Below are 24,352 nucleotides of genomic sequence, written 5' to 3'. Positions count from 1 at the left end.
AGAAGCGGATTATCGTTCGCCGAATATTGGGCGATAATTTGTGATGAATCACAACAGACGGACCGAGCTTCATGACTGTCCAAGCTGCCGCCGAAAACACCTATGTTGATCCAGTGCCGCCGTCCGGGCTCGAGTCCCTGATCATCGTTGCGCGACAGCACGGGCTGCATCTCACCTCGACGCAACTTATCAAGGATAACCTTCTCACCGATCAGGAGGTGACGCTTGATCAACTCGTTCGCTGCGCCGAGAAGTCCGGCATGCGGTCGAAACTCGTCAAGCTCGATTGGGACGGTCTTTCGCAGCTGAAAAAAGCACTCCCGGCCATCGTTTGCCTGCGTAATGGAAGCTACATGGTGTTGCTTCGCGTCGACGGGGACGCTAACAACACTCGCATCATGCTCCGGGATCCGAATGCGGCGGAAGATGCGCTGCTCGTGATCGACCGGCCGCGCTTCGAAGACATCTGGTCCGGAGATGTCGTTCTTGCCAAGCGCAGCTACGAAATCTCGGACGAATCGCAGCCGTTCAGCTTCGGCCTCGTGACCGCATTAATGTTCCGAGAGCGCCGCATCGTTCGGGACGTTGCGATCTCTGCGCTGATCCTCGGTTTTCTTGGCCTGGCGCCCATCATGTTCTGGCGCCTGGTGTTGGACAAAGTGATCTTCTATCAAGCGTACAACACTTTCTATGTGCTGTGCATATCGATGGTGATCATCATCGCCTTCGAGGCGGCATTCTCGTTCCTGAGGCAGCTCCTGGTTCATCGCCTGACGACCAGGCTCGACGTGAAGCTGTCCACCTACGTCTTTGAAAAGGTCCTCAATCTTCCCATCGACTATTTCGAACAGACGGCCGTAGGTCTCGTCGCGCGTGACATTCGCGAAGTGTTTCGCATCCGCATGTTTCTGATGGGACAGTTGTTCGGCACGGTTCTGGATTCAACAACACTGATCTTCTTCCTGCCGGTCATGTTCTTCTTCAGCCCGATCATGACATTCGTGGTCCTCGGGCTGTCCGGATTGATCGTCGGGTGGCTTGTCCTGATGTTGCCGACGTACCGCAAGGCGTCAAACGCCGTCCTTGTTGCGGAAGGGGACCAAGGCGCGTTCCTGGTTCAAACGCTCAATGGCATCCGGACGGTGAAATCGCTGGCGCTCGACGCGCGACAGCGTCACAAGTGGGACGTACTGGTCGCGCGTGTCGCCAAGGCCCGGCTCGCGGAAGGGATGACCGGAAACGCGATCCAGGTGGTGGTGCGGCCGCTGGAACGGCTGGCGGTGAGCGGATCGTTTGCGATCGGCGTCTTTCTCGCGCTTCAAAGCAATGATCCCGTCTATATCGGAGCGCTGTTTGCCTTCCTGTTGTTGTCGCAGCGTGTGTCGGGTCCGTTGATGCAGATGGCTCAGCTGATCAATCAATACGACGAAGCGCGCAGTGCGGTCGCCACGGTCGGAAAACTGGTGAATCAGCCTGCCGAAGAGGGGCGTTCCGGACACGGCGTCCGCTCGCCGGTCGAAGGCAAAGTGGAGTTTTCCGGCGTCACCTTCAAATACAAGGGCGCGGTCTCGCCGGCGCTGAGAGGCGTTTCGTTCGAAGTATCCAGAGGGACCACGCTTGGCGTCATGGGTAAGAGTGGCTCCGGCAAGACCACCATCACGCGGCTCTTGCAGAGATTGCATTCGGATTATGAAGGTCTGATCAAGATCGACGGAATCGACGTTCGCGAATACGACGTCGATCACCTGCGGCGGAGTGTGGGCGTCGTGCTGCAGGAGAACTTTCTCTTCAGCGGGACGATTCGTGAAAATATCAGTGCAGCAAAGCCGGATGCGACCTTTGACGATGTCGTCAAGGCGGCGCGGCTGGCGGGTGCTGAGGAATTCATCGACAGGCTGCCGCGCGGCTACGAAACCTATGTCTATGAAGGATCGCCCAATCTCTCCGGAGGACAGCGGCAGCGGCTTGCGATCGCACGTGCGCTGATCGTCGATCCGCCGATCCTCATTCTTGACGAGGCAACGAGCGCGCTCGATGCCGATAGCGAGGCCATCGTGAACGCCAACCTTACGCGGATCGCGAATGGCCGGGCGATGATCATTATCTCGCACCGGCTTTCGTCGCTGACGGATGCGGACGCCATTCTCGTGCTCAATCGCGGGGTGGTCGACGATATCGGGCGGCATGAGGACTTGTTGGAGCGGAACGATATCTATAGCTCGCTTTGGTACCAGCAGAATACGCATCTGACGCCAGCGGCTCGCACGGACAAACCAAATTTCCGGAGTCCGACTCTTGTCTCCTAATCAGGCTTCGCTCGCTACCGTTCGCCAATTCCAATCGGAAACCGACGCAATCCGCGAGGAGGCCGAGCCTCTGGTTGCGCGCGCAACCCTGTTTGTGCTTTCCGCGTTCCTGGTCTCGATCGTCGCGGTTCTGTGCTTGACGCAGGTTGATCGCGTGATCACCAGCCTCAGCGGCAAGATCGTTCCGGCCGGTCAGATCAGCGTTTTGCAGGCGCTGGATCCGTCGATCATCAAGACGATCGATGTCCGCGAGGGTGAGCAGGTGCAGCCCGGGCAGTTGCTCGCCACGCTCGACGCCACGTTTACGTCGGCCGACTTGACGCAGGCGAAGTTGCAGATCGCGAGTCTCGAGACACAGGTGGCACGCGACGAGGCTGAATTGGCACAGCATTCGCTCGTATTTGCCGACAAGTCAGATCCCGACTTTCAGAAATACGCTGCTCTGCAGAAGGCGCTCTACGATCAGAGGATGGCGCAATATACCGCCCAGCTCAACAGCTTCGAATCAAAAATCAAACAGACGCAGGCCACGATCGAGAAGCTGCGAGGTGATGATGCCAAATATCGGCAACGCGATGAGATTCTTCAGAAGATCGAGGCGATGCGCACGACGCTTGCGGAGCATGGCACGGGCTCGCAACTCAACATGTACATTTCCCAGGATACCCGGCTGGAATTGTTGCGGACATTGGAGAATACCCACAACAGCCTGATCGAAGCGAAGAATACTTTGGGATCGATCATTTCCGATCGTGACGCTTTCAAGCAACAGTGGTTTGCGCAATTGAGTCAGGATCTCGTGGCCACGCGCAACAAGCTCGATGAGGCGAAAGCATCCTACGAAAAGGCGCTCAAGCACCAGGACCTCGTGCGATGGACCGCGGCCGAACCTTCAGTGGTGCTGACCATGGCAAGGCTCTCGGTCGGTTCGGTCCTTAAGCCAGGTGATCCCTTCATCACGCTGATGCCGATCGACACCAAGCTTGAGGCGGAAATCAAGATCTCCTCACGGGATATCGGGTTTATCCGCGCTGGCGACCCCTGCACCATGAAGGTTGATGCTTTCAATGCGGCAGAGCACGGCACGGCGAGCGGGAAAGTGCGCTGGATCAGCGAGGGCGCGTTCACAACGGATGAGGATGGCAAGCCGCTCGATTACACTTACTACAAGGCGCGGTGCTCGGTGGACGCGTCCAACTTCAAGGATGTCCCGGGGAATTTTCGCCTCATTCCAGGCATGACCCTTCAGGGGGACATCAATGTCGGCACGCGATCCGTTGCGATGTATCTGCTTGGCGGAATGATCAAGGGCATGCGAGAGGCCATGCGTGAGCCATGACGCTTTCGGCGCGATCGCTTTTTGAGTGGTTTCGACCAGCTTCCGCGTTTTCCAACGCCGGTCCTTTTGAGCGTGGAATAGACGCGTACGAGCGCGGCCGCTATCTGGAGGCGCTCAAGCTCTGGAAGTTGGCGTCAGAGGCCGGTGTCTCCGAGGCGAGCTTTCGGATAGGGAAGCTTTACGCGAGAGGTGAGGGTGTCATCAGGAGCGTGCCCGATACCGTCATCTGGTACGAGCGTGCGGCTCAGCTTGGCAATGCCGACGCGCAATTCCAGCTCGGCCTGATCCTTCTTCACGGGGATGAAGCCCCGCTCGGTCAATATCGGCCTGAAACATGGCGTCAATCTTCTGCCGTCCGGCTGGGCGAGAAGGCATCGAATATTCATCACCTTGTCTTCCCGCATGGGACAAGCGTTGAGCCGGATATCAATGCTGCCTTTCGGTGGATATCGGCTGCGGCGGAGAGAGGCAAGGCCGAGGCGCAGACGGTTCTCGGCAACTTGTACAGCGGGGGGCATGGTTGCGAGAAAGATCTTCAGGCGGCGCGCGAATTGTATCGAACCGCGGCTGATCAGAAGTGTGCGCCGGCTGAATTCGCGCTTGGCGACGTCTACTATCAGGGCAAGGGCGTTCCTGTCGATTTCGAGCAGGCGGCGATCTGGTATCACAAGGCGGCCGAACAGGACCATGTAAGAGCGCAGGTTGCACTCGCGTTTATGAACTTGAAGGGAACGGGCATGCCCGAGGCTCCGGCCGAAGCCGCGCGGCTGTTTCAGGGCGCAGCCAGGCATGACGATCCGATCGCGCTCTACAATATCGGTCTGTTGCGCCTGAACGGCCATGGCGTCGCGAAGGATATCGACCAGGCGGAAACGGCGTTGCGCAAGGCTGCGCGCAAGGACTACCTCCCGGCCATCCAGGCGTTGGCGGCGTTCTATTCGCATGGCGCGGGCTCCGAGCCCGATCTGCGGGAAGCGGCGGTCTGGTACGAGAAGGCCGCCGAGCGGGGCGATATACAGGCGCAATTCTTCATGGGCCGCTTCTATGCAACTGGCACAGGTGTCGGTCCGAATATCCGTCAAGCTGCGAAATGGTTCGAACGCGCGGCCGAGAGCGGCCACGCGACCGCCGCGTTCAACATCGCCGTCCTTTATCTCAACGGCTCGGGGGTCGAACGCAACGTAGAGACCGCGATCAAATGGTTCGAGCGTGCCTCCGAAGGCGGCATCAGCGCCGCGCAGGTGCAACTCGGGAGGCTCTATTCGGCAGGCAACGGTGTTCCGCGTGATCACAAGCTAGCAGGGGAATGGCTGAGCAAGGCCGCTGTCGGCGGCGATCCTAACGCCAAGACGGCTTACGCGCTTTTTCTACTCCATCAGGATGGTTCGACGGAGCAGCTTGAGCAGGTGCGATCGCTGTTGACTGAAGCTGCGGAAGCCGGACACGCGCCGGCCGCATTCCAGCTCGGTGCGTTGCGGATGGGCAGGTTCGGCGGCGAGGCTGCGGACGCGCAAGCTGCTGTCCCATGGTTCACATCCGCGGCCACTGCCGGTCATGTCGAAGCCCAGTACACACTGGCGCTTCTGTATCTCGATCCGAACAGCACCGTGAGCGATGCGAAAGCGGCGGTCTCATGGATGACGACGGCCGCGCGCGCAGGCCATGCGGGCGCGCAGTTCCAGCTTGCGGTGATGTATTGCGTCGGTACCGGCGTGGCCGGGGATCTCGCTCAAGGCGTGAGCTGGTACGAGGCCGCCGCGCAGCAGGGGCATACGGTGGCGCAGTACAATCTCGCGGTGATGCTCGGAAAAGGGCAGGGATGCGAGGCCGATCCGAAGAAGGCCGCCGAATGGTTTCAGAAAGCGGCGGAGCAAGGCATGGCGGAAGCACAGCTTGCGCTGGGAGATGCGTTGATGTCGGGCCTCGGCATTGCACAAGACAGGGACACGGCGGTGCACTGGTATCAGCAGGCCGCGCGGCAAAATAATGAAGGTGCCACGCGGCGGCTGAGCGCGATCGGCGTAACGCCGGTCGATAGTTGAGTTTGTTTGAGGGCGAGTGGGAGATCGGGGCGCAATGAATAAGAATGTTGAACGCAGCGTCAAGGATGCGAAGGACGCGCAACCTGTCACCAGTCCCCTTGCACAGGAGGACAATCTCCAAAGCCTGTTCCTTGATCCCGATTTGAGCGATCTGGAATCGGGTGCCCGTTTGCGCGGCGCGATACTCGAGTATTCCGGCCGGCAAATCTCGGGTTGGATCGTCGATGGCCGGTCGCCTGCCGCATCTGTTAACCTTTCTCTCTTTGTCGGTTCTCACGCGATCGAAGAGGCGAGAACGGGCCGCGCGGCTCCCGCGGGGATTGGTTCGCGCAAGGCGATTGGTCGCCCCGGCTTCCGTATCGATCTGGCGAATCCGGGAGCCCGCCGGCGCCTGGCACGGGCTCTCAGAAACACGCTGGCGGACGGCGATCAGCCACAGCTCTATCTTCGCGTCAGCCTGGACGATGGGGAATACTTCGAGATTCCGCTCTTCGATAATCTCGCGCCCGACGAAGTGATCGTTGCCTTGGGATTTTCCAGCACCGATTACAGCGACCTTCTGATTCCGAATAACAACGGGGTTGTTGCGCCGCCTGCGGATCCGGCCGACAAACAGGTGCGCAATGTTTGCTTCTATCTTCCTCAGTTTCATTCGTTCGCGGAAAACGACAGATGGTGGGGGCCTGGTTTCACCGAGTGGACGAACGTCTCCCGCATGCGTCCTCAATTTCCGGCGCATCAATCTCCCTGGCTGCCGGCAGATCTCGGCTTTTATGATGCGAGATTGACGGAGACCCGTCGGCAACAGGCCGATCTGGCGCGCCGCTACGGCATCCACGGCTTCTGCTACTATGTCTATTGGTTTCAAGGGCGCAGACTTCTTGAAAGGCCGCTGGAACTCCTTCTGGAAGATGGCGAACCGAATTTGCCGTTCTGCATCTGCTGGGCGAACGAGAACTGGTCACGTCGTTGGGATGGCTCGGATGCCGAGCTTCTGCTCGGGCAAAGCCATTCTCTGGAGGACGATGTTCGTTTTATCGATGACATGGCGGAGCTCTTGCTCGACGAGCGCTATATCACGGTGGATGGCCGCAAGATCATACTCATCTATCGGCCGTCATTATTGCCTGATAAGCAGCGCCTGTTCGAGGTCTGGCGCGCGCGGGCAATGGAGTTGGGGATTGGGGAGATTCTGATCTGCAACGCCATGACGTTCGGCGAATTTGATCCGCGAGATGTGAGCTGCGATGCTGCGGTGGAATTTCCTCCGCATACCGTCTCGACGATGGAGCTGCCGCTCTCGGATATGGAAGCTCCGGCCGCCTTTACGGGAAAGGTCTACGACTACGTTGATGCGGTGCGTTCGTCGTTGGGAAAGACATATGATTTTCCGTATTTTCCAGCCGTTATGCCGCGCTGGGACAATACGCCTCGCAAGGGATCGAGAGGGCACGTCTTCAACAGGTCGAGCCCGGAGGCGTTCGAAGTGTGGCTGCGGGATGCAACCCGCCGAGCGCGAAACAGCGCATTTGCAGAGCCGATCGTTTTCATCAATTCCTGGAATGAATGGGCCGAGGGGGCTCATCTGGAGCCGGATTCGCGATACGGACGCGCATTTCTCGAAGCGGTGAGAAGGGTGGCTTCGTCCGAGCCGATCTCGATCCAGGTGCGCTCGAATCCGGAGCTGCTCGACTGCCTGAGCCGGCAGGAGCTTGAGCAGGCGATGAAGGAAACAACCACGCACGTCGAACTGCTCGCCAATCTTCATCGATCGGAGATGGTCTATTCGGGCTTGCAGCATACGAGAAATGGGATTCCCGCGGAAATGGAAGGTGCATCTGAGAACCTGGCGGGGTCCTTGCTTGTCATTGAGAACATAAACTCTCAAACGGGCGAACGCGTGGTGGTCGACCCGCGATCGGGTATTCTCGTGCGAGGATGGGTCTGCCCAGGCGGCGGCTTTGAGGCAGGCAGGCAGAGGATGGGCTTCCTGATCCTAGTCTCCTCGAACCCTGAAAAGCAGGATCAGAATAGTTACTGCTTGATCGTGGACTGGCACGAGCGCCTCGATGTCAAGGAATACATGAGGGCAGAAAGCAAAGACTGCTACTTTGGCTTCCAACTTTCATTTCTCGCTCGCGACATACCCGATGGAGAGTACAGGCTCGCAGTTCTGGAGGTCGGTGAGGGAAGCCGTGCGTTCATTATGTCGAGTCATTCGATCATCGTGCGGCGTTGAGCTGAGGATTCCAGATGTTAGTCAGCGTCGTCATCGCTTGTTATAAGCATGAAGCGTACATTGAAGAGTGTCTTGAGACGGTCTATCGCCAGACGTTCCCGGACGTCGAGTTGATTGTTGTTGACGATCATTCGCCCGACAAGAGCTTTGAAATCGCGCAGCGGCTCTTCAAGAAGAAGTCTTTCTGCAAGCGGTTTGTGTCTTGCACGCTCTTGAGGAACCCTCTCAATTTAGGAGCGCACTACACCTGGAACAGGGCGCTATCCCTTGCCAAGGGAGACATGATCTTCTTCCTGAATTCGGATGATGCCTTTTCAAAGGATCGCATTCAGATATTCGCGAGCCAACATGGCGACGAGAAAATGTTTTTCGGCTTTTCGGCTGTTGAACCGATCGATGAACGCGGCACGCCGATAACGACTCATCAATTTCCAACGAGCCTTCGGTATGCGATCGACCGGGCTCGGGTTGCGGGTTCTCCGCTATCCTGGACGTTCCTGGATTCGCAGATTGCTGCTTCCACCGGCAATTTCGTGGTGAGCCGCGAGTTGCTGCGGCAGATCGGATGGCTGGCTGACTTGAAATACTGCCACGACTGGGAATTCGCCTTGCGTGCCGTAACCGTGGTCGAGCCCAAATACGTGGAGGCGGATCGTTATATGTATCGGCTCCATTCCACGAACAGCTTTCGAAATCTGAGCAACGTGGCCGAAAGCGAGACAAGAGCCTGCATGTCGTCGTATTGTATAAACGCAATAGCCCGACGGCCGATCAACAGGACTTGCCTCAGTCCTCTAAATTTTGGCGATGCATTCTACAAATTGATCAGGCTTCATCCCAATTTCAATTACTGGGTGAAGCAATTGTATGCGCCTTATCAGCCGGATCATCGAACTGTTGAATGGAATGATCGGACGATGCCGCTCAACTGGCGATGACCCGGCTTGGTCAGTGTCAGATCAAGCAAACATTCCTCGATCATCGCTTGTTGTAACATTACACAAAATGTGCGTGTTATTGTATCGTTATCGGATTGATTTTCCTTCAGGCAACTTTACAACGATACAACATGGAGTTCACATTGGAGCCGGAGCGGTGATCGTCAACGTAAATCATGCCGTATTTTCGCGGGATCAAGGAACTCCACCGAAGAGTTTCCGATGTGAATCAATGTTAGGGATTCTTTGATCAACTTTGGAGCGCTGTAGGTTGGACACGAAAACTCCGACACGGCCAAGCTTCAGCTTGGACCAGGATGTCAGTGCGTTCTCGCCGAACGAGATCGAGCGAACATTGAGGGAATTCTTTTCCGGCCGCATTGCGGATCCAAATCCGGAAAAGCTCATTCATGCGGTCAAGGAGCTGGAAGGGCGCTTTAGCGGGTTCAGCGAGTATCAGTTCGCAAAGGCTGCGGTTCTTATGCAAGCCTGCGATTTTGCGACAGCACGAGAAATTCTGGTGCGTCTTGGCAAACAATTGCCTTCCGATTCTCGCATTTTGCATCGACTTGCCATTGCTCATTTGAACCTGAATTCGGCTCCGGAGGCGCAAGACACCTATCTTGCCGCGCTAGCCGTGGCTCCCCAGAGCGAGAACCTTCGCCGAGAATTTTCCGGTCTCCTGCGAGTCGTGGAGGCGGGGAAGCTGTATGCGGGAGTGGGCCGCAAGAAGCACAGATTGTCCGTGGTGTGTGCGTTAAAAAACGAGGCGGACGATCTGCTCGAATGGTTGCATTTCCACAAGCTCGTTGGCGTCGATCATTTCTATTTGTACGATAACGAGAGCACCGACGAGACACGAACAGTTATAGAATCATTTCCCTGGCCGGACATGATCACCTATCACTATGTCGAGGGTGACTTCGGTCAGATGCGCGCATTTCATCACGCCATCGACAGCTATCGTAACGGCTCCGAATGGTGCGCGTTTATCGATGCCGACGAGTTTCTCTACCCCGTCGAAGGGGATAGTATCAACGACGTTTTGGAAGGTGTTGGTTCCGCGCCGGCCGTTGCCGTTCACTGGTTGAATTTTGGGTCCAACGGCCACGAAGAGAAGCCGCAGGGCCTCTGTATCGAGTCGTTTTCGCGACGTGCGCCTGACGATTTTCCGGATCACTATGTCATGAAATCGATCGTGCGGCCCGATGCGATCGTGGCCTATCTTCATCCCCATCAATCGCTTGTTCTGGGATGCTATGTCCAGGAAGACGGCGCCCCGGTTTTTCCAATTGGCGGGCGCTGTTCAGTTTCAAAGCACCGGAAGTTGGCTATCAATCATTATTATACGAAGTCCCGGCAGCAGCTTTTGAAGAAGCGGGAGCGTGGAAGGCCCTTGGCGGAGGGCGACCCTCAGCGAATTCGAGCGATGGAATTCTTTACACTTCGAGACCGGAACGATGTCGAGGATTTGACGATCCAGAAGTTCCTGCCTGAACTCAAAAAGCTCGTTCGTAGCTGACCCACGTGAAATAACCGCGGGATGGCCTCTGCGGCATATGTTTTTCCAGAGTGGAAGAAATAACGGTGCCGTCAGCCGTCGCAATTTTTTGCTCGAGACCCCGTGCGGGCGTGTTGCCCACTCCATCACGATCGCCGGCGCATCCGTGCCGCGGTCCTAGGTTTCCGGTCATGAGAGGGAGAGGACGAGCCGCTCCAGGGAGAGCGCTGCGTTACTGGTTGAGGCCCACGCGCTTCGCCGCATAGCCTCGCTCCAGGATTGCCCGCCACCAGAATTGTTCGTCGACATACCAGCGCACAGTCTTCTCGATGCCGCTTTCAAAATTCTCCTGCGCGCGCCAGCCGAGCTCACGCTCGAGTTTTGATGCGTCGATGGCGTAGCGGCGATCGTGGCCAGGGCGGTCGGCGACGAAGGTCATCAGGTGGCGGCGTGCACCTGTTGCGCTCGGCGCGACATGGTCGAGGAGATCGCAGATGCTTTCGACCACGTGAAGGTTGGTACGCTCGTTGCGGCCGCCGACATTGTAGGTCTCGCCGACCACGCCGTGCGCGAGCACCAGTGCGAGCGCCTTGGCGTGATCCTCGACATAGAGCCAGTCGCGGATGTTCTTGCCGTCGCCATAGACGGGCAGCGGCTCGCCGGCGAGGCCCTTGATGATCATGTGCGGGATCAGCTTCTCAGGGAAGTGATAGGGCCCGTAATTGTTCGAACAATTGGTGATCAGTGTTGGCAGGTCATAGGTCTCGTGCCAGGCGCGCACCAGGTGGTCGGAGGAAGCCTTGCTGGCCGAATAGGGCGAGTTCGGCGCATACGCGGTTATCTCCGTGAAAAAGCCGTCATCACCGAGCGAGCCGAACACCTCATCGGTGGAGATGTGGAGGAAACGGAATTGCTCGCGCTTCTCGGGTGAGAGTGACCGCCAATGACGCAACGCCTCCTGCAGGAGGGTGAACGTTCCGACGATATTGGTCTGAATAAATTCGCCGGGGCCGTCGATCGAGCGATCGACATGGCTTTCGGCGGCAAGGTTCATCACCGCGTCCGGCTGGTATTTTTCAAAGAGGCGGCGCAGGCCGAGGCCGTCGCAAATGCACTGTTGCTCGAAGGCGTAGTTCAGGTTCTCGTTTGTCCCAGGCAGTGAGTTGAGGTTTGCGGCATAGGTGAGCTTGTCAATATTGACCACACGGGCATGGGTATTCTGCAAGAGATGGCGAATCACAGCCGAGCCGATGAATCCGGCGCCGCCGGTTACAAAGATAGTCGAAGCTTTGAAGTGCATGGTCGGGTCCGTGCATTAAGCGTATTGTGAGCGTGCAACCGACTTCAGGTATTCGCCGTAGCTGCTTTTCCCATTCTTCTCAGCCGCTATCTCGAACGCCTGAAGCGAGATGTAGCCTTGCCGTAGTGCGATTTCCTCGGGGCACGCGATGCGCAAGCCCTGCCGCTGCTCCAGGATCTGGACGAAGTGGCTGGCCTCGACCAGCGAGGAATGCGTGCCGGTATCGAGCCAGGCAAAGCCGCGGCCAAGCACCTCGACATAGAGGTTGCCGCGCTCGAGATAGGCGTTGTTGACGTCGGTGATCTCGATTTCGCCGCGTGCTGATGGCTTGATGCGCGCGGCAATGTCGACGACGTCGTTGTCATAAAAATACAGGCCTGTGACGGCTATGTTTGATTTCGGCTGTTTCGGTTTCTCTTCGATCGAGAGTGCGCGGCCGGTGTTATCGAGCTCAACCACTCCATATTGTTCAGGTGTGTTGACGATATAACCGAACACCGTCGCGCCTTTGTTGCGGGTGGATGCGGCTGACAACATGTCGGGCAGTCCGTGACCGTGGAAAATGTTATCTCCTAACACAAGGGCAACCGAGTCCGAGCCTATGAACTCGCGGCCGACGATGAAGGCGTCCGCCAACCCGCGCGGTGTTTCCTGCGTGGCATAGCTAAAGCGCATGCCGATCTCGCCGCCATCGCCGAGCAGCCGCTGAAACAGCGGCTTGTCCTGCGGCGTCGAAATCACGAGAATATCGCGGATTCCGCCCAACATCAGCGTAGAGAGTGGATAGTAGATCATCGGCTTGTCGAAAACGGGCAGCAGCTGTTTTGAGACGACGGTCGTTACTGGGTAAAGGCGTGAGCCCGTCCCGCCGGCAAGAATGATACCCTTCATGATCCCCTCACACTCAATGATAACAAAACATAACATATAGTGTTAAGTGCGCAAGTCTGTTATCGAAATGGAGTCGGTGTGTGAGTCTAGAAATTCAAAGTGTCGTAAAATGAATATCGTTCGGACCGAGCTTCCTGAAGTCATCATCATCGAGCCCAAGCTGTTCGGCGATCAGCGCGGCTTTTTTCTCGAAACTTATCAGTTTCACCGTTACGTCGAGCAGGGCGTCAGTCGCCCGTTCGTGCAGGACAACATGTCCCGCTCCGTCTATGGTGTATTGCGTGGGCTGCACCTGCAAAATCCTGTTACACAGGGAAAGCTGGTGACCGCGCTACGTGGCAAGGTTTTGGACGTTGCCGTCGACGTGCGCGTCGGTAGCTCAAATTTCGGACGTCACGTTGCCGTCGAATTGAGCGAGGAGAACAGGCGACAGCTCTGGGTCCCCCGTGGCTTCGCGCATGGTTTTGTCGTTCTGTCCGAGACTGCGGATTTTTTCTATAAGTGCGATGATCTCTACAGTCCGAAGGATGAAATCTCGATACGCTGGGATGATCCAGCAATCGGTATCGACTGGGGCGTCGAGAAGCCGTCGTTATCGACCAAGGATGCCGATGCGCCGCTGTTGACCGACGTGAAGAACCTTCCAGTCTATGGGCAGATCTGATGCGGATATTGTTGACAGGAACCAATGGTCAGGTGGGTGGGGCGCTGCGGCCGCTGCTGGCAATGCACGACACGGTCATCGCTCCGTCACGTAGCGAGTTCGATCTGTCGAAGCCGCAGACGCTTGACGAAGCGCTCGATGGCTTCAAGCCCGACCTGATCATCAACCCCGCGGCTTATACTGCAGTGGATCGTGCCGAGGACGAGCGCGAGCTTGCCTTTCTCGTCAACGCCAAGGGTCCCGAGGCAATCGCGAAATGGGCGGCACGGCATCGCGTGCCGCTGATCCATTTCTCCACCGACTATGTCTTCGATGGATCAGGTGACAAGCAGTGGCGTGAGGATAGCCCCGTGGGCCCGTTATCGGTCTATGGAGCAAGCAAGCTTGCCGGCGATTTGGCCGTCGAGGCGGCGGGAGGGGCGCATCTGATCGCGCGCACCTGCTGGGTCTACGCGGCGAGCGGAGCCAATTTTCTGCGCACCATCGCGCGGCTGGCTGGCGAGCGCACGGAATTGCGCATTGTCGCCGACCAGATCGGCGCCCCGACCGCAGCAAGAACGATCGCCTCTGCCGTCGCCGGCATCGTGAAATTGAATGCCTCGAACCTGGAAGGACTGTTCGCGCGCAACGGCGGCGTGGTCAATCTTGCCTGCGCGGGCGAAACAAGTTGGCACGGCTTTGCGAAAGCCATCGTCGCCGGGTTGAAGTCGCGTGGTGTGCGCGTCGCGGTGGAGACGATCACGCCGATAGCGACAGCCGATTTTCCCACCAAAGCGAAGCGGCCCGGTAACTCCAGGCTCGACCTGTCGCGTCTGAAAGATCGTTTCGGGGTGGCCACGCCGGCCTGGCAGGTCGCGCTGCAGTTGGAGCTCGACACCTTCGTCGCCTTGCAAAGCGAGCCGGCGACTCGATAAGCCGCACTCGGTCACCTCAGGAGAGATGCAATTCCGCGTTGTGGCAGTGCCTTAACCGAGAGAAAATGCTTCTGGCACGTCGTCAGAATCCCAATGGCAGATCGCGCGCGGTCGGCGGGCGATGATAGCGAGGGCTTCGTCGTCCCGGAGGCCAGGCCAGACCGCTATAGGGGACGCTATCGCGTGACAGTTGTGGATTGTAGGCCGGGTCGTCGTTCAGCACGTCGCCCCAGCGCGCGCGCAGCAAATCAAGTTCATGTTCAAACCGGTCTCGCCGATCGACGCGATTGTCCTTTCCACGGCTGGCGGATTCGGCGTGAACCAGCTTCGCGTGCGGCGTGAAGACAACGCGCTTGCCGGCTTCACGCAGTCGCAAACAATAGTCGACATCGTTAAGCGCCACCGCGAAGCGGGCTTCGTCCATTCCGCCGATCGCGAGATAATCGCTGCGTCGGGTCGCAAGACAGGCCGCGGTCACCGCGCTGCATTCGTGCGCCACAAGGAGCTGATTGAGGAAGCCGGGATCATCAGCGAATCGGTCGGTGAAGGCGTGGGCGACCGAAAAGTTCATACCCAGAACGATGCCGCCGTGCTGCACGACGCCGCCGGGCCAGGTCAACAGTGCACCGACGGCGCCGACATCCGGTTCGGTCAGTCGCGTCAGCATCTCCTCGAGCCAGTCGTCGGATGTTGCCTCGATATCGTTGTTGAGAAGACAAAGGACGTCGCTATCGAGCATCGCGGCGGCCCGATTGTTGAGCCTTGCGAAGTTGAACGGCCCTTCGATCCGCAATGTCCGGATGCCGCGCCGGGGCAGGTCCGCAAGAAAGCCGACCGTCTCCGGATCGGTGCTGTCGTTGTCGACGACGAGGATATCGGCGTGGCAGCGCTTGACCGCAGGCGCGATGCTGTCAAGGCAGCGGCGCAAGAGAGAAACGCGGTCGCGCGTCGGGATGATCACGCTTACGCGGTCTTTCGGAATGGGCCGCTTGATGCGGACAGCGGGAAAGAGATGGCCTTGCTGCTCGGTCACGTCCGCTTTGATGCTGCGCGCGCGCAGGTGCGTGCGGCTCGCAGCGGAAAGGTGCGAGGCGGCCTTGGCTGGATTGAGCTTGGGCATGGTCGCCAGTGTTCCGGGCAAATGGAGGATATTTGCCTGCGTCGGAGCGATGTGATCGAGCAGGCAGTTGAAGAGGCGATAGAGGTTGTCCGGACGCGCCTCAAGGGCCGCGATCAGGGCATCGCGGCGCACCGCGAACAGGTGGGCGCAATACCCTTGCTCAAGCATTCTCTCGTAGTCGAACGCCGGAAAGGCAAGCGGCCAGAGGCGGCCGTCGTCAGCGAGAAAGTCGAGATCGCCGTAGAGTGCGACCGCATCCGGGTAGGCATCGAAGGCAGCCGCAATGCGGGCCAGCGCGTTCTGTTCGAGGGACATGCCGGCCATGGTCACGACGACGTGGCGCGCATCGGCTGCGGCATCGTCGAGAAACGCCAGCAGGGCATCGCTGTCGATCACGAGCGGCTGGCCGTCCATCGCACCCGCGGTCCAGTTCTCGTGGCTTTGCGCCTCCAGGGTGGCAAGCGTCTGCCGAGCACCGGCGCTGCCGGCGACGACAATCGCCAGTTGAAGCGCGCTTGGTGCCGGCTTCGGCAGCGGAAAGCGGTCACGCCAATCGGCATAATCGGCGAGCGGGAGTGAAGCGGGAATAAGCCGATCATATAATTTGCCACGCAGGCGCTCGGCGTCGTGGCCGCCGATGGCATCGATCATTCCGGCGAGGCCATCGGGAAAGGCAACGAAGACGGCCGTCGCCGGAAGTTGTTCGCCGTCCTCTTTGCGCAGGACAATCCGATGGACACGTCCGTCTGCAAAGCGTTGCGGGACGTGGACATCAAACGCGCGGGCGTTGCGCGATGCCTGCCCCTCGGCCTCGCCACTGATATGCGTCCAGGCCGTGGCGCGCACCTGTGCGACGGGTTCGCCATCGACGATTGCTTCCAGCGTGACAACGGCATCGCCGTCGATCCAGCCCTCGAAATGCAGGCCACCCAACCAATGCAGCTTGCAGGTCGGCCGCAGATCGGCGGGGTCCGTGCTTTCAGTCTCAAGGTCGATCGGATCTCCCACGGGGGTCCCGAGATTGGCGAGACGCGCCTCAAGAAGACTCGCCGTACGAAGCAGTTCGGGCTCGACGGTCACCGCAAAGCCGCACGTGCTGTTCTGGCCTTGCTGAGTGAGTTCGGGGACAAAGGCATCGGCATAGGTCGTCTTCAGCACCAGGCCATCGAGCAGGATGTCGACCGTAAAGCGGCGCTCCGTGGTTTGTGGATCGAACACGAATCCCGAAACCGTGCCGTCCTGCGCGAGCATCAGCCGGCTGATCAGCTTGGGCTTGGCCATTGGTTCTGTGCGGGCTCGGATGACACGCGCCATGTTCAGCGTCCGATCCACGCAATGACGGCATCGACAAGTGTCGGCTCGTCCACATCGGCAGGAATGGCAAGGTCGCCTTTGCGCGCTTTGGCCGATCCGGCGGACCAGTCGCGATATGCGACAGGGATCGAGGCCTGCCTTGTCATCTCAATGACAGGATGTCCGAAGACCGGTTTGTCGAAATCGATGAGCAGCCAGCCTGGATGATGCGGCGCCAGGACATCGCCAATCTCATCGGCCGCGACGGCGCCCGTGATGAAGACGTTCGGATACGACATCAGGCGGTCGTCGTCACAGGTGGCACCGGCGACGACGATCGATCTGGATGGATCCTGTTGCCCGAGGCGATCCGCCAACCTTCTCATCACGCGCAAGGCGGCGGGCGAGGGCGCGGACGGAACGACGGCAAGCGATTTGCTTGCGCCGGAGATCGGCGCCAGCGTCAAGGGACGGGTGGGCCAATCCTGCAGAATGATGTTGCGGCCGGGCCAGCGGGCTTGCGCAAACGCCTTGGCCGTCTTGCTGGGAACAAAAATCGGCGTGGCCTCGGGAAGTGAGGTGACTGCCTCGCCAAGACCACCTGCTGTCAGCCAGGGATGGGCGGGAATGCCAAGTTTCCGGATCAGCGCGATCAACTGCGGAAGCGGATTCGGTTCGACGATCTCGACGCGGCCAGCGTGCAGCCGTGCAAGGACCGTGGCGGCGTCGGCGATGGCTGCCTCGGTGTCGAGCTTCAACTGGACAGCCTGTGGACTGGTCCCGTCGGCGGCTTTGAGGTGAAAGACATCGCGGTCCCGCAACAGGACAACAGCGCGTTCGCCGCGCTCGCGGAGATGGCGCGCTCGTTCCTCGGCGATGGCGGCGAAGCTCCGTTGATTCCCGACAAGGAGCACGGAGGGCTCGGAAGGCCAGGGTAGGGCGCGATCGAGTCTTTCGCGCGCCGGCCGCAATGGATCGGCGATCTCGAACGCACGACATTCCCGCCGGTAGTTCGGGAATCGCCGGTCCAGAATGTCGAGATTGCGAAGCACCAGCCCCCGCTTCTCGTGCTGAAAGGATTTCGAGCCGTGATGTCCGACATAGACCGACGGGGCGCAGACGTTGCGAAAACCTTTCGCGCGTGCGCGCAAGCAGAGATCGACATCCTCGAGATAGCCTCGTTCAAAATTTTCCGAGAGCCCGCCAATGGCGTCGAGACAGCGACGCGTCATATAAAGACAGAAACCGATGCCGCTCGGCACGTCGATCGCATCACCAGCATGGGCAGTGCTCGCGATCCGATCGATCCCGAGGATCTGCTCATAGCCCTGCATCGGATTGACATCGTTCGGCGTCGGAAACGAAAAGATGTCGCCGTTGTTTGACAGCGGCGTGACGGTTCCAATGTCAGGCGCGGAATGCGCGACCGCTGCCAATCGCTCGATGAAGCCGGGCGGCACGATTGTGTCGGAGTTGAGCAACAAGACGTCGCCCGCGGGCACTTTCTTCAGCGCGCGATTGACCGAACCGACAAAACCCAGATTAGCCGCGTTCACGAGAAGATCGATCGTCCCGGCGGCGGCAAGCGCGTTGAGATCGTGCCGCAACTCCGGCTCCGGGCTGGCATCGTCGATCGCCAGGATGCGGAATTCATTCGAAGCCCGTGCCTTGATGAGGCTGTCAAAGCAGGCAAGCGTTGTCCGTGCATCCCGGTACACCGGAACGATAACGGTGGGTGCGATGTCGGATCGTGGCGCAGCAGAGCGGGGCGCGTCATCTCGCAACTGGGGCGGCAAGGACAGATTGGGAGCCAGCCGCCGAACCTGGAAAATCTCTCCGTCGCTTTTCAACGTCAGCGTCTGAGGCGTTCTGGACGGCGGCCGCCGAACCAGAAAGGCGGTGGCCTGAACGTCCATCCCGGCCAAGGGGTGAAACGAATTGGGTTCGAGCAGGCTGGTGAGAGTGCCGTGCTCGGTTGCAAGGCTGGCTTCGATCGTGGTCGCGCTGGTCCAGGCGACCCAGCCTGTCACGTGATTGTCAAACACCGAGCAGGCGGCCCAGTGCTGCTCTCCTGCACGCCGGAGTTCTGCTATAGCAGCCCGGAGGATCGGCGGATTGCCGTCACGACTGATCAAATTGGCGGCCGCGGTTCGCCGCCGATCGCCCGTGGCCCAGGTGAACATGCGGCGGTTAGCGCCAAGGTCGGAGGGATCGACACGCAGTGCTTCGGCGAGGTCCGCCAGTGCTGCGTCGTTGCGTGCGAGCCTCCAGTTCGCTTCCGCGCGGAGAACAAAGCAATGCGCGGCCGCTGGTGGTTCGACACGGCAACGTCGATCCGCGTATTTGAACGCTGCAGGAAAGTCGTGAGCCGTCAGTGCCTGTGCGGCCAGGCGTTCGAGCGTGATATGTGAGTGAGATCCGACAAGGAGCGGAGGGGCACTGCCGAGAACCATCTGACGGTGCCCCGACCGGTTGCGTCCATTTCATCGGACATGATTTATCAAATGGCGTTCGCTTGGCGCAGCCGGCTGCGAAAGACTCGGACCCGCGCCGGACCGGCGGGCTTCCGCGACCCTGCGGGTGGTGCGATCTGTTCCGCGGTTGCGATGCGCTCGATGCCGATACGAAGACCGACCAGCGGTTCGCGACTGGTCGGACCCGACAGCACCACACGCTTGCCGACCGCGTGCAAGGTCGGTGCATTCAAAAAGCCTGCGTCCGCGACAAACTCCAGGTCATCGGTGCCGCTCATTTCGAGAACCACGCCCGTGAGGGGCAAGGCCTGTCCGCGGGTGCCGGCATAGGTCCCGAGCGGCATCATCCTGCCGCTGCCCGCCTGACCGTTGGCGAATTGGACTGCATAGCGAATATCGACACCCGGCGGCTTGTCCGGCCATTCCAGAGCCACACCTTCCACGCGAGACGGCGCGGTCGGACCCGCGATCCATGCATTGGGACCGACAATGACGTCGCCGCGACCTGCCACGTGGCCAAGTAGCTTCAGGCCTTCCGTTGCAACCAGCGTGTGTAATCCGATGCCATTGCTTGGGTTGGTGGACAGTCGGCCGGCGTTGATGGGCTCGATACGCACCACGGCAGCTTGCGATCCTCCAAAGCTCCTCGGCTGAACCCGGACCTGCAAAGTACCGGGCGTATTGACACGCACCACCAAGCCGGAATTGGGCTCCCGCAGCGTCGCCTCGGTTGCGTCGGGATGCAGGATGATCTCCATGCGCCGCTCATGCCCTTCGGCCGGGGCGACCGTCACATGAGGTGGTGAGAGGGAATCCTCCGCGCTCTTATAGTTTATGAAGAACAATCCGCGGTCGAGACTCGCCATTTTCTGTTGCTCAGCGCTGTTCATCAAACTCTCCGGAACAGATTCATTTTGCGAATGGCAGGGCTCATGACCCGCTCACTCAAGACAATCCGAGAAATGCCTTCGGGTGAGAGGCGGCCACCAGGTTGGCAGCCGGCGAAAGAGAACGCCGAATGTCCTCGGTTTCCATACTGAGCGACACAGCCATCTTGCGAAGCCTGTCGTTCTCTTCTCGCAACAATGCAATGGAGTCTGCGATATTCTCAGCGCTGCTTAAATCGAGATGCTGGATTTGCGCTTGGTCGCCTGAAGGACCTTGTGTGAGTCTGACTCTCATCTCGCGCTTGCCCTTGCATTCCCAGTACGACGCTTACTTTTGAATTCGCGTTCTTGTGATGACAATTGATCAACGACTTTTAGGGCAGGAAGATGTCAGAAAAACGCGAAAGCGCGATGAAGTGCAAATTGCACGGTATTGCAATTCTGCTCTGCAGCGCGCGAAGGGTTAGAAGGAGACGCCACTGAAATCTTCACTGTCGAAAAATTTTTGCTGTAAACGTGGTGCTGAAGCTTCATTGTGTCCTCAATCGACCGCGATATGAAGCGTTGAAGTAGGACGTCGTCTTCGATGAAGATTCTATGTCGATGAAAATTTTATTCGTTCACAATAATTTTCCGGCGCAGTACCGCAATCTGGCGGCGGCGCTGGCTCATGTGCCTGGCGTCGAGCTCGTTGCCATTGGAGCGTCGAATGCGCATCCGATGCCTTCGGTCAAGTTGATTAAATATGCACTTTCCCATGCCGATGTCTCTGCAACCCACCCGTTCGCCCGACGTTTCGATCTGGAGTGCCGCCGTGCCGAGCAGGTCCTGTACAGCCTTTCGACATTGGCGGCGTCGGGGTTTGCGCCGGATGTGATCTTTGCTCATCCCGGATGGGGCGAGACGTTGCCTCTGCGCACGATGTTTCCCAAGGCGAGATTGTTCGTCTATTGCGAATTCTTTTACGGAGCCGAGAGGCGCGACATCGGATTCGACCCGGAATTTCCGATGTCGGGGCTGGACGGCCATATCGGTCTGCAGCTTAAGAATGCGACGACGTTGCTCGCGCTCGCCGATTGTGAACTTGGGATCTCGCCCACCAATTGGCAGCGTTCTACTTTTCCCTCGCACTATCAAAGCAAGATCGAAGTTATCCACGAGGGAATTGATACCTCGCGCGTGCGGCCGAATCCGCAAGCGCGCCTGATGCTCCCGAACGGCCGGCAAGTCAGCCGTTCAGATGAGATCGTGACGTTCGTGGTGCGCAATCTCGAACCGCTGAGGGGGTATCACATCTTCATGCGCGCGCTTCCCGAAATCCTGAGGCGCCGGCCCGAAGCGCAGATTGTGATTATCGGGAGGGATGGGTTGTCCTATGGCCTTCCTCCGCCGGTGGGCAACACGTGGAAGTCGATCTTCCTGGAAGAAGTCCGCGATCGATTGGATCTGTCGCGCGTCCATTTCATGGGCGGCGTTCCATACGACACTTTTATTTCAACTCTTCAGGTGTCATCGGCGCATGTCTATTTGACGTACCCCTTTGTGCTGTCCTGGTCCATGCTGGAAGCGATGAGCGCGGGATGCCTGGTGATCGGGTCTGACACGCCGCCGGTACGCGAGGTCATCAACTCCGGCGAGAACGGCCTGCTGGTTCCGTTTTTTGCAGTCGATGAGCTTGCCGAACGGGTCGTCGAGGCGCTTCAGGGGCCTGAACGGTTCAACGCAATCAGGGACGCCGCCCGTCGCTTCGTGATTGATCACTACGACGCAGACAAAATCTGCGTGCCGCGAGTGCGGCAGCTTTTCGACCTTGAGGCCGCCTCGGCCGCGCCGCGAAGCGTTTGGCCGGGACGACCGGCATCGGAATGGTCAAAAGCCAAGAAACGCGTATCCCGCAAGTCGTCCGCTGTTTGACGCATCTACGTCGCGGAGAGCGAGCGCGCAGACAAATACAAGTGGGACGGGTGTATGAAACGGACGTTTTGGCTCGCTTGGACACTTTCGACATGTCCATCCCGCCGTGGGGCAACGTCACACTTAATAACGTCACACTTAATAACGTCGCACGTAATGTCTTCGCGCGAGGGCAATAGAGTTCGCGTCGACAATACAAACAAGAGCGACATCGACTTAAGATTTGCGAAGCTTGCGTGATCAATCGTCGTGCAGGATCGATCGTAAACGCGCTGCCAATTCCGACATGTAAAATGGTTTGTCGATAAGCGGAAATTCGCCCACCGCTTTATGTCGTTCCAACACTTCTCCCGCATAGCCCGAGACAAGCAGGACCTTGATTCCCTTATTCAATCGTCTCGCTTCCCGCGCAAGCTCAATGCCGTTGATCCCGTTTGGCATCATGATGTCACTTAGCAAGAGATCAAAGTCTTCTGCCTTGAGCATCCGAAGGGCTTCAGCACCGTTCTGGGCGCAACGAACCTGATAGCCCGACTGGGTCAGCATCGTCGACATGAGATCCAGCAGATCGTCGTTATCCTCGGCAACCAGAATACGCTCCGAGCCCGCCACGATCCCTTGGGGCCGGACGTCTTCCATCTCTACGTCGGACTTTTGCGTGGCTTTCGGCAAGTAGAGCGTGACGGTGGTTCCCACTCCAGGCGTGCTTTCTATTTCAACATGCCCCTCGGACTGACGAACGAAGCCGTAGACCATGCTAAGGCCGAGCCCCGTACCTTTGCCAACTTCCTTCGTTGTGAAGAAGGGCTCAAACACCCGAGCCCGAACCTCGGGGGGCATTCCAGAACCAGTGTCTTGAATAGACAGCCTGACGTACGATCCTGGCGAGCATCCCACGACGGCTCCTTCGTTCACGATGATGTTCGCCATCTCGATCTCAAGCAGGCCGCCATCCGGCATGGCGTCGCGCGCGTTCAGGGCGAGGTTGAGGAGCGCGGTGTGAAGCAGCGCCGGGTCGACGTGGCAGAGCCACAATCCATCATCAGTCCGTACCTTAATCCGGCACGTCTCTCCGACGGCTTTGCGAATGAGCCCCTGAAACTCACAAACAAGCTGGTTGACGTCGACGGGTTTGGGATTCAAGACCTGCCGTCGCGAGAAGGCGAGAAGCTGCGCCGTTAGCTTTGCCCCCCGATCGACAGCACGTCGTGCACCCGCAGCGAAGCGCCGGGCTTCGCCAATATCCCGGCTAGCCTCGATAAGTTCGAGGTTCGCGGAGGCGACCGTAAGCAGGTTGTTGAAGTCGTGCGCAACGCCACCGGTGAGCTGGCCGACGCTCTCCATCTTCTGGCTCTGATAAAACTGCTCCCTCGCTTCGGACAATTCGTCGTCGCGGTGCTTCAGCGCATCGGCCATGGCGTTGAATGCCCTGGCGACCCGTGCGATTTCCGAGCTGCCCGGAATGTCCAAACGCTGGCCGAATTCGCCGAGCCGCCAACGGTTCGCTGCGTCAACCAATTGCGCAAACGGGCGCTGGATGAACCGTTCGGCGCCCCACGCCGTCAGGATCAAAACAACCAGGGCACTCGTCAGAATGAACAACACGTCGCGCTGCGTGCGATGTTGGATCTTGGCAAACGTCTGCGCTCTGCCGACGCCAAAGCTGACAAGAAGATCTTTCCCTACCGCGGCGAAGCCGAGAGTTCGTTGCACGCCGTCAACGCCAACCTTGTCCACAACAGTGCCGTCGTAGAGCCTTGGATCTCTGCGGCTGGCCAGGTTCTTGCCGGCGAACCGGGCATTGTCAGGATAGCGAGCCAGACAGATGCCGTTGCGGTCCGTGATGGCGATCGCGGCTCCCTCGGGAACGCCCTTTTTCGCAATGTAGTCAGCGAGCCAATCGAGGCCGAGAGCTGCTACGATGACACCGCCCATGCGGTTCTTGTCGTCGTAGAATGGCAGCGCAAACTGGAGGACGGTGCGACCGGTGTTTCGGCCGATCGCGAACTCTCCGATCGTGAATTTCCCGGTCTTCACGACGCTCGCAAAGTAGGCACGTCCAGCGGCGGTCGATTGCGTATGCTTGCTGAAAGAGTCGCAGAAGGAGTCGCCATTGATATCGACCACGATAAACGCGATGAATTCCGGGTATCGTTTCTTGATCCTGGAAAGGTAGGCATTGCATCCCTCGACGTCCTTCTCCTTGATCGCGGGAAGCTCCGAGAGGGCAATCATCGCCTGACGAACTCCCTGGACGATCTGCTGCTGCTCGGCGGCAGCGAGCTTGGCGAGGCCGCGTACTTCCTCCTGGACTTCAACTTGACGTGTGCGACGCAGGTCGACTTCGTTGTACGCCTGTATCGCGATTGCCGGCAGCATAGCGGCTGCGACCAGCGCGAACAGGCGTGATAAGAGGCTGTTCATTTCGACCTTTTCCTACGCGCGATCGGGAGCAGGCCGACGATGCTCGTTTCACCGACAAATGCATTCCACAAACCGCAATCGGAAAATGATGCCATCAGGCGGTGGC

General features: G+C 58.8%; 15 protein-coding genes. 9 read left to right on the top strand and 6 right to left on the bottom strand.

All coding sequences use genetic code 11. From position 1 onward, the window contains the following. Positions 1 to 71 precede the first annotated feature (71 nt). The 6 genes from ACP0KA_RS25850 to ACP0KA_RS25825 all read left to right on the top strand — a co-directional run bounded on the left by ACP0KA_RS25850 (position 72) and on the right by ACP0KA_RS25825 (position 10,386). A complete protein-coding gene (locus ACP0KA_RS25850; protein ID WP_424631819.1) occupies positions 72 to 2,306 on the top strand; it encodes a peptidase domain-containing ABC transporter in 2,235 nt (744 codons plus the stop codon). Further along, on the top strand, positions 2,296 to 3,645 hold the full coding sequence (locus ACP0KA_RS25845; protein WP_424631818.1) for an HlyD family type I secretion periplasmic adaptor subunit: 1,350 nt from the start codon (positions 2,296 to 2,298) through the stop codon (positions 3,643 to 3,645). The genes ACP0KA_RS25850 and ACP0KA_RS25845 overlap by 11 nt, the downstream gene beginning before the upstream one ends. Then, entirely contained in the window at positions 3,642 to 5,687 is a 2,046-nt protein-coding gene (locus ACP0KA_RS25840) for a tetratricopeptide repeat protein (protein ID WP_424631817.1), read from the top strand. Before ACP0KA_RS25845 ends, ACP0KA_RS25840 begins: the two co-directional genes overlap by 4 nt. Before the next feature lie 34 nt (positions 5,688 to 5,721). Then, the gene (locus tag ACP0KA_RS25835; protein WP_424631816.1) at positions 5,722 to 7,926 is read left to right on the top strand and encodes a glycoside hydrolase family 99-like domain-containing protein; all 2,205 of its coding nucleotides are present in this window, start codon (positions 5,722 to 5,724) and stop codon (positions 7,924 to 7,926) included. A gap of 14 nt (positions 7,927 to 7,940) precedes the next feature. Further along, a complete protein-coding gene (locus tag ACP0KA_RS25830; protein ID WP_424631815.1) occupies positions 7,941 to 8,864 on the top strand; it encodes a glycosyltransferase family 2 protein in 924 nt (307 codons plus the stop codon). A 307-nt stretch (positions 8,865 to 9,171) separates the two neighbouring features. After that, positions 9,172 to 10,386, top strand: coding sequence for a glycosyltransferase family 92 protein (locus ACP0KA_RS25825; RefSeq protein ID WP_424631814.1), 1,215 nt, complete (start codon positions 9,172 to 9,174; stop codon positions 10,384 to 10,386). 211 nt (positions 10,387 to 10,597) lie between these two features. Here the strand turns inward: ACP0KA_RS25825 and rfbB are convergent, their stop codons facing one another. Next, positions 10,598 to 11,665 (bottom strand): dTDP-glucose 4,6-dehydratase, encoded by a 1,068-nt coding sequence (gene rfbB / locus ACP0KA_RS25820; RefSeq protein ID WP_424631813.1) that lies wholly within the window; start codon positions 11,663 to 11,665, stop codon positions 10,598 to 10,600. Between the two features lie 15 nt (positions 11,666 to 11,680). Continuing rightward, positions 11,681 to 12,556: a glucose-1-phosphate thymidylyltransferase RfbA gene (rfbA, locus tag ACP0KA_RS25815; protein ID WP_424631812.1), complete on the bottom strand. Its 876-nt coding sequence runs from the start codon at positions 12,554 to 12,556 to the stop codon at positions 11,681 to 11,683. A gap of 109 nt (positions 12,557 to 12,665) precedes the next feature. Here rfbA and rfbC point away from each other — a divergent pair, with 109 nt between their 5' ends. Together rfbC and rfbD are read left to right on the top strand one after the other, a co-directional pair. Next, complete coding sequence (gene rfbC / locus ACP0KA_RS25810; RefSeq protein WP_424631811.1) at positions 12,666 to 13,220, top strand: dTDP-4-dehydrorhamnose 3,5-epimerase; 555 nt, start codon at positions 12,666 to 12,668, stop codon at positions 13,218 to 13,220. After that, a complete protein-coding gene (gene rfbD / locus ACP0KA_RS25805; RefSeq protein WP_424631810.1) occupies positions 13,220 to 14,134 on the top strand; it encodes a dTDP-4-dehydrorhamnose reductase in 915 nt (304 codons plus the stop codon). The genes rfbC and rfbD overlap by 1 nt, the downstream gene beginning before the upstream one ends. A gap of 82 nt (positions 14,135 to 14,216) precedes the next feature. On the opposite strand, the gene ACP0KA_RS25800 is transcribed toward rfbD, so the two are convergent. The 3 genes from ACP0KA_RS25800 to ACP0KA_RS25790 are packed head-to-tail and all read right to left on the bottom strand — an operon-like array spanning position 14,217 to position 19,911. Continuing rightward, entirely contained in the window at positions 14,217 to 16,535 is a 2,319-nt protein-coding gene (locus tag ACP0KA_RS25800) for a glycosyltransferase family 2 protein (RefSeq protein WP_424631809.1), read from the bottom strand. A gap of 35 nt (positions 16,536 to 16,570) precedes the next feature. Further along, positions 16,571 to 19,000, bottom strand: coding sequence for a glycosyltransferase family 2 protein (locus ACP0KA_RS25795; RefSeq protein ID WP_424631808.1), 2,430 nt, complete (start codon positions 18,998 to 19,000; stop codon positions 16,571 to 16,573). 47 nt (positions 19,001 to 19,047) lie between these two features. Then, positions 19,048 to 19,911, bottom strand: a complete 864-nt coding sequence (locus ACP0KA_RS25790; protein ID WP_424631807.1) for a hypothetical protein — start codon at positions 19,909 to 19,911, stop codon at positions 19,048 to 19,050. A 594-nt stretch (positions 19,912 to 20,505) separates the two neighbouring features. On the opposite strand from ACP0KA_RS25790, the gene ACP0KA_RS25785 reads away from it, so the two are divergent. Further along, positions 20,506 to 21,822 carry a glycosyltransferase family 4 protein gene (locus ACP0KA_RS25785; RefSeq protein ID WP_424631806.1) on the top strand — a complete coding sequence of 439 codons (1,317 nt, stop codon included), beginning with the start codon at positions 20,506 to 20,508 and terminating at the stop codon, positions 21,820 to 21,822. Between the two features lie 240 nt (positions 21,823 to 22,062). Here ACP0KA_RS25785 and ACP0KA_RS25780 read toward each other — a convergent pair whose 3' ends face one another. Beyond that, positions 22,063 to 24,246: an ATP-binding protein gene (locus ACP0KA_RS25780; RefSeq protein ID WP_424631805.1), complete on the bottom strand. Its 2,184-nt coding sequence runs from the start codon at positions 24,244 to 24,246 to the stop codon at positions 22,063 to 22,065. Positions 24,247 to 24,352 lie beyond the last annotated feature (106 nt).

This window comes from Bradyrhizobium sp. SYSU BS000235, from assembly GCF_049747295.1.
Lineage (GTDB): Bacteria > Pseudomonadota > Alphaproteobacteria > Rhizobiales > Xanthobacteraceae > Afipia.
This window is presented reverse-complemented; position numbering and strand designations above follow the sequence as displayed.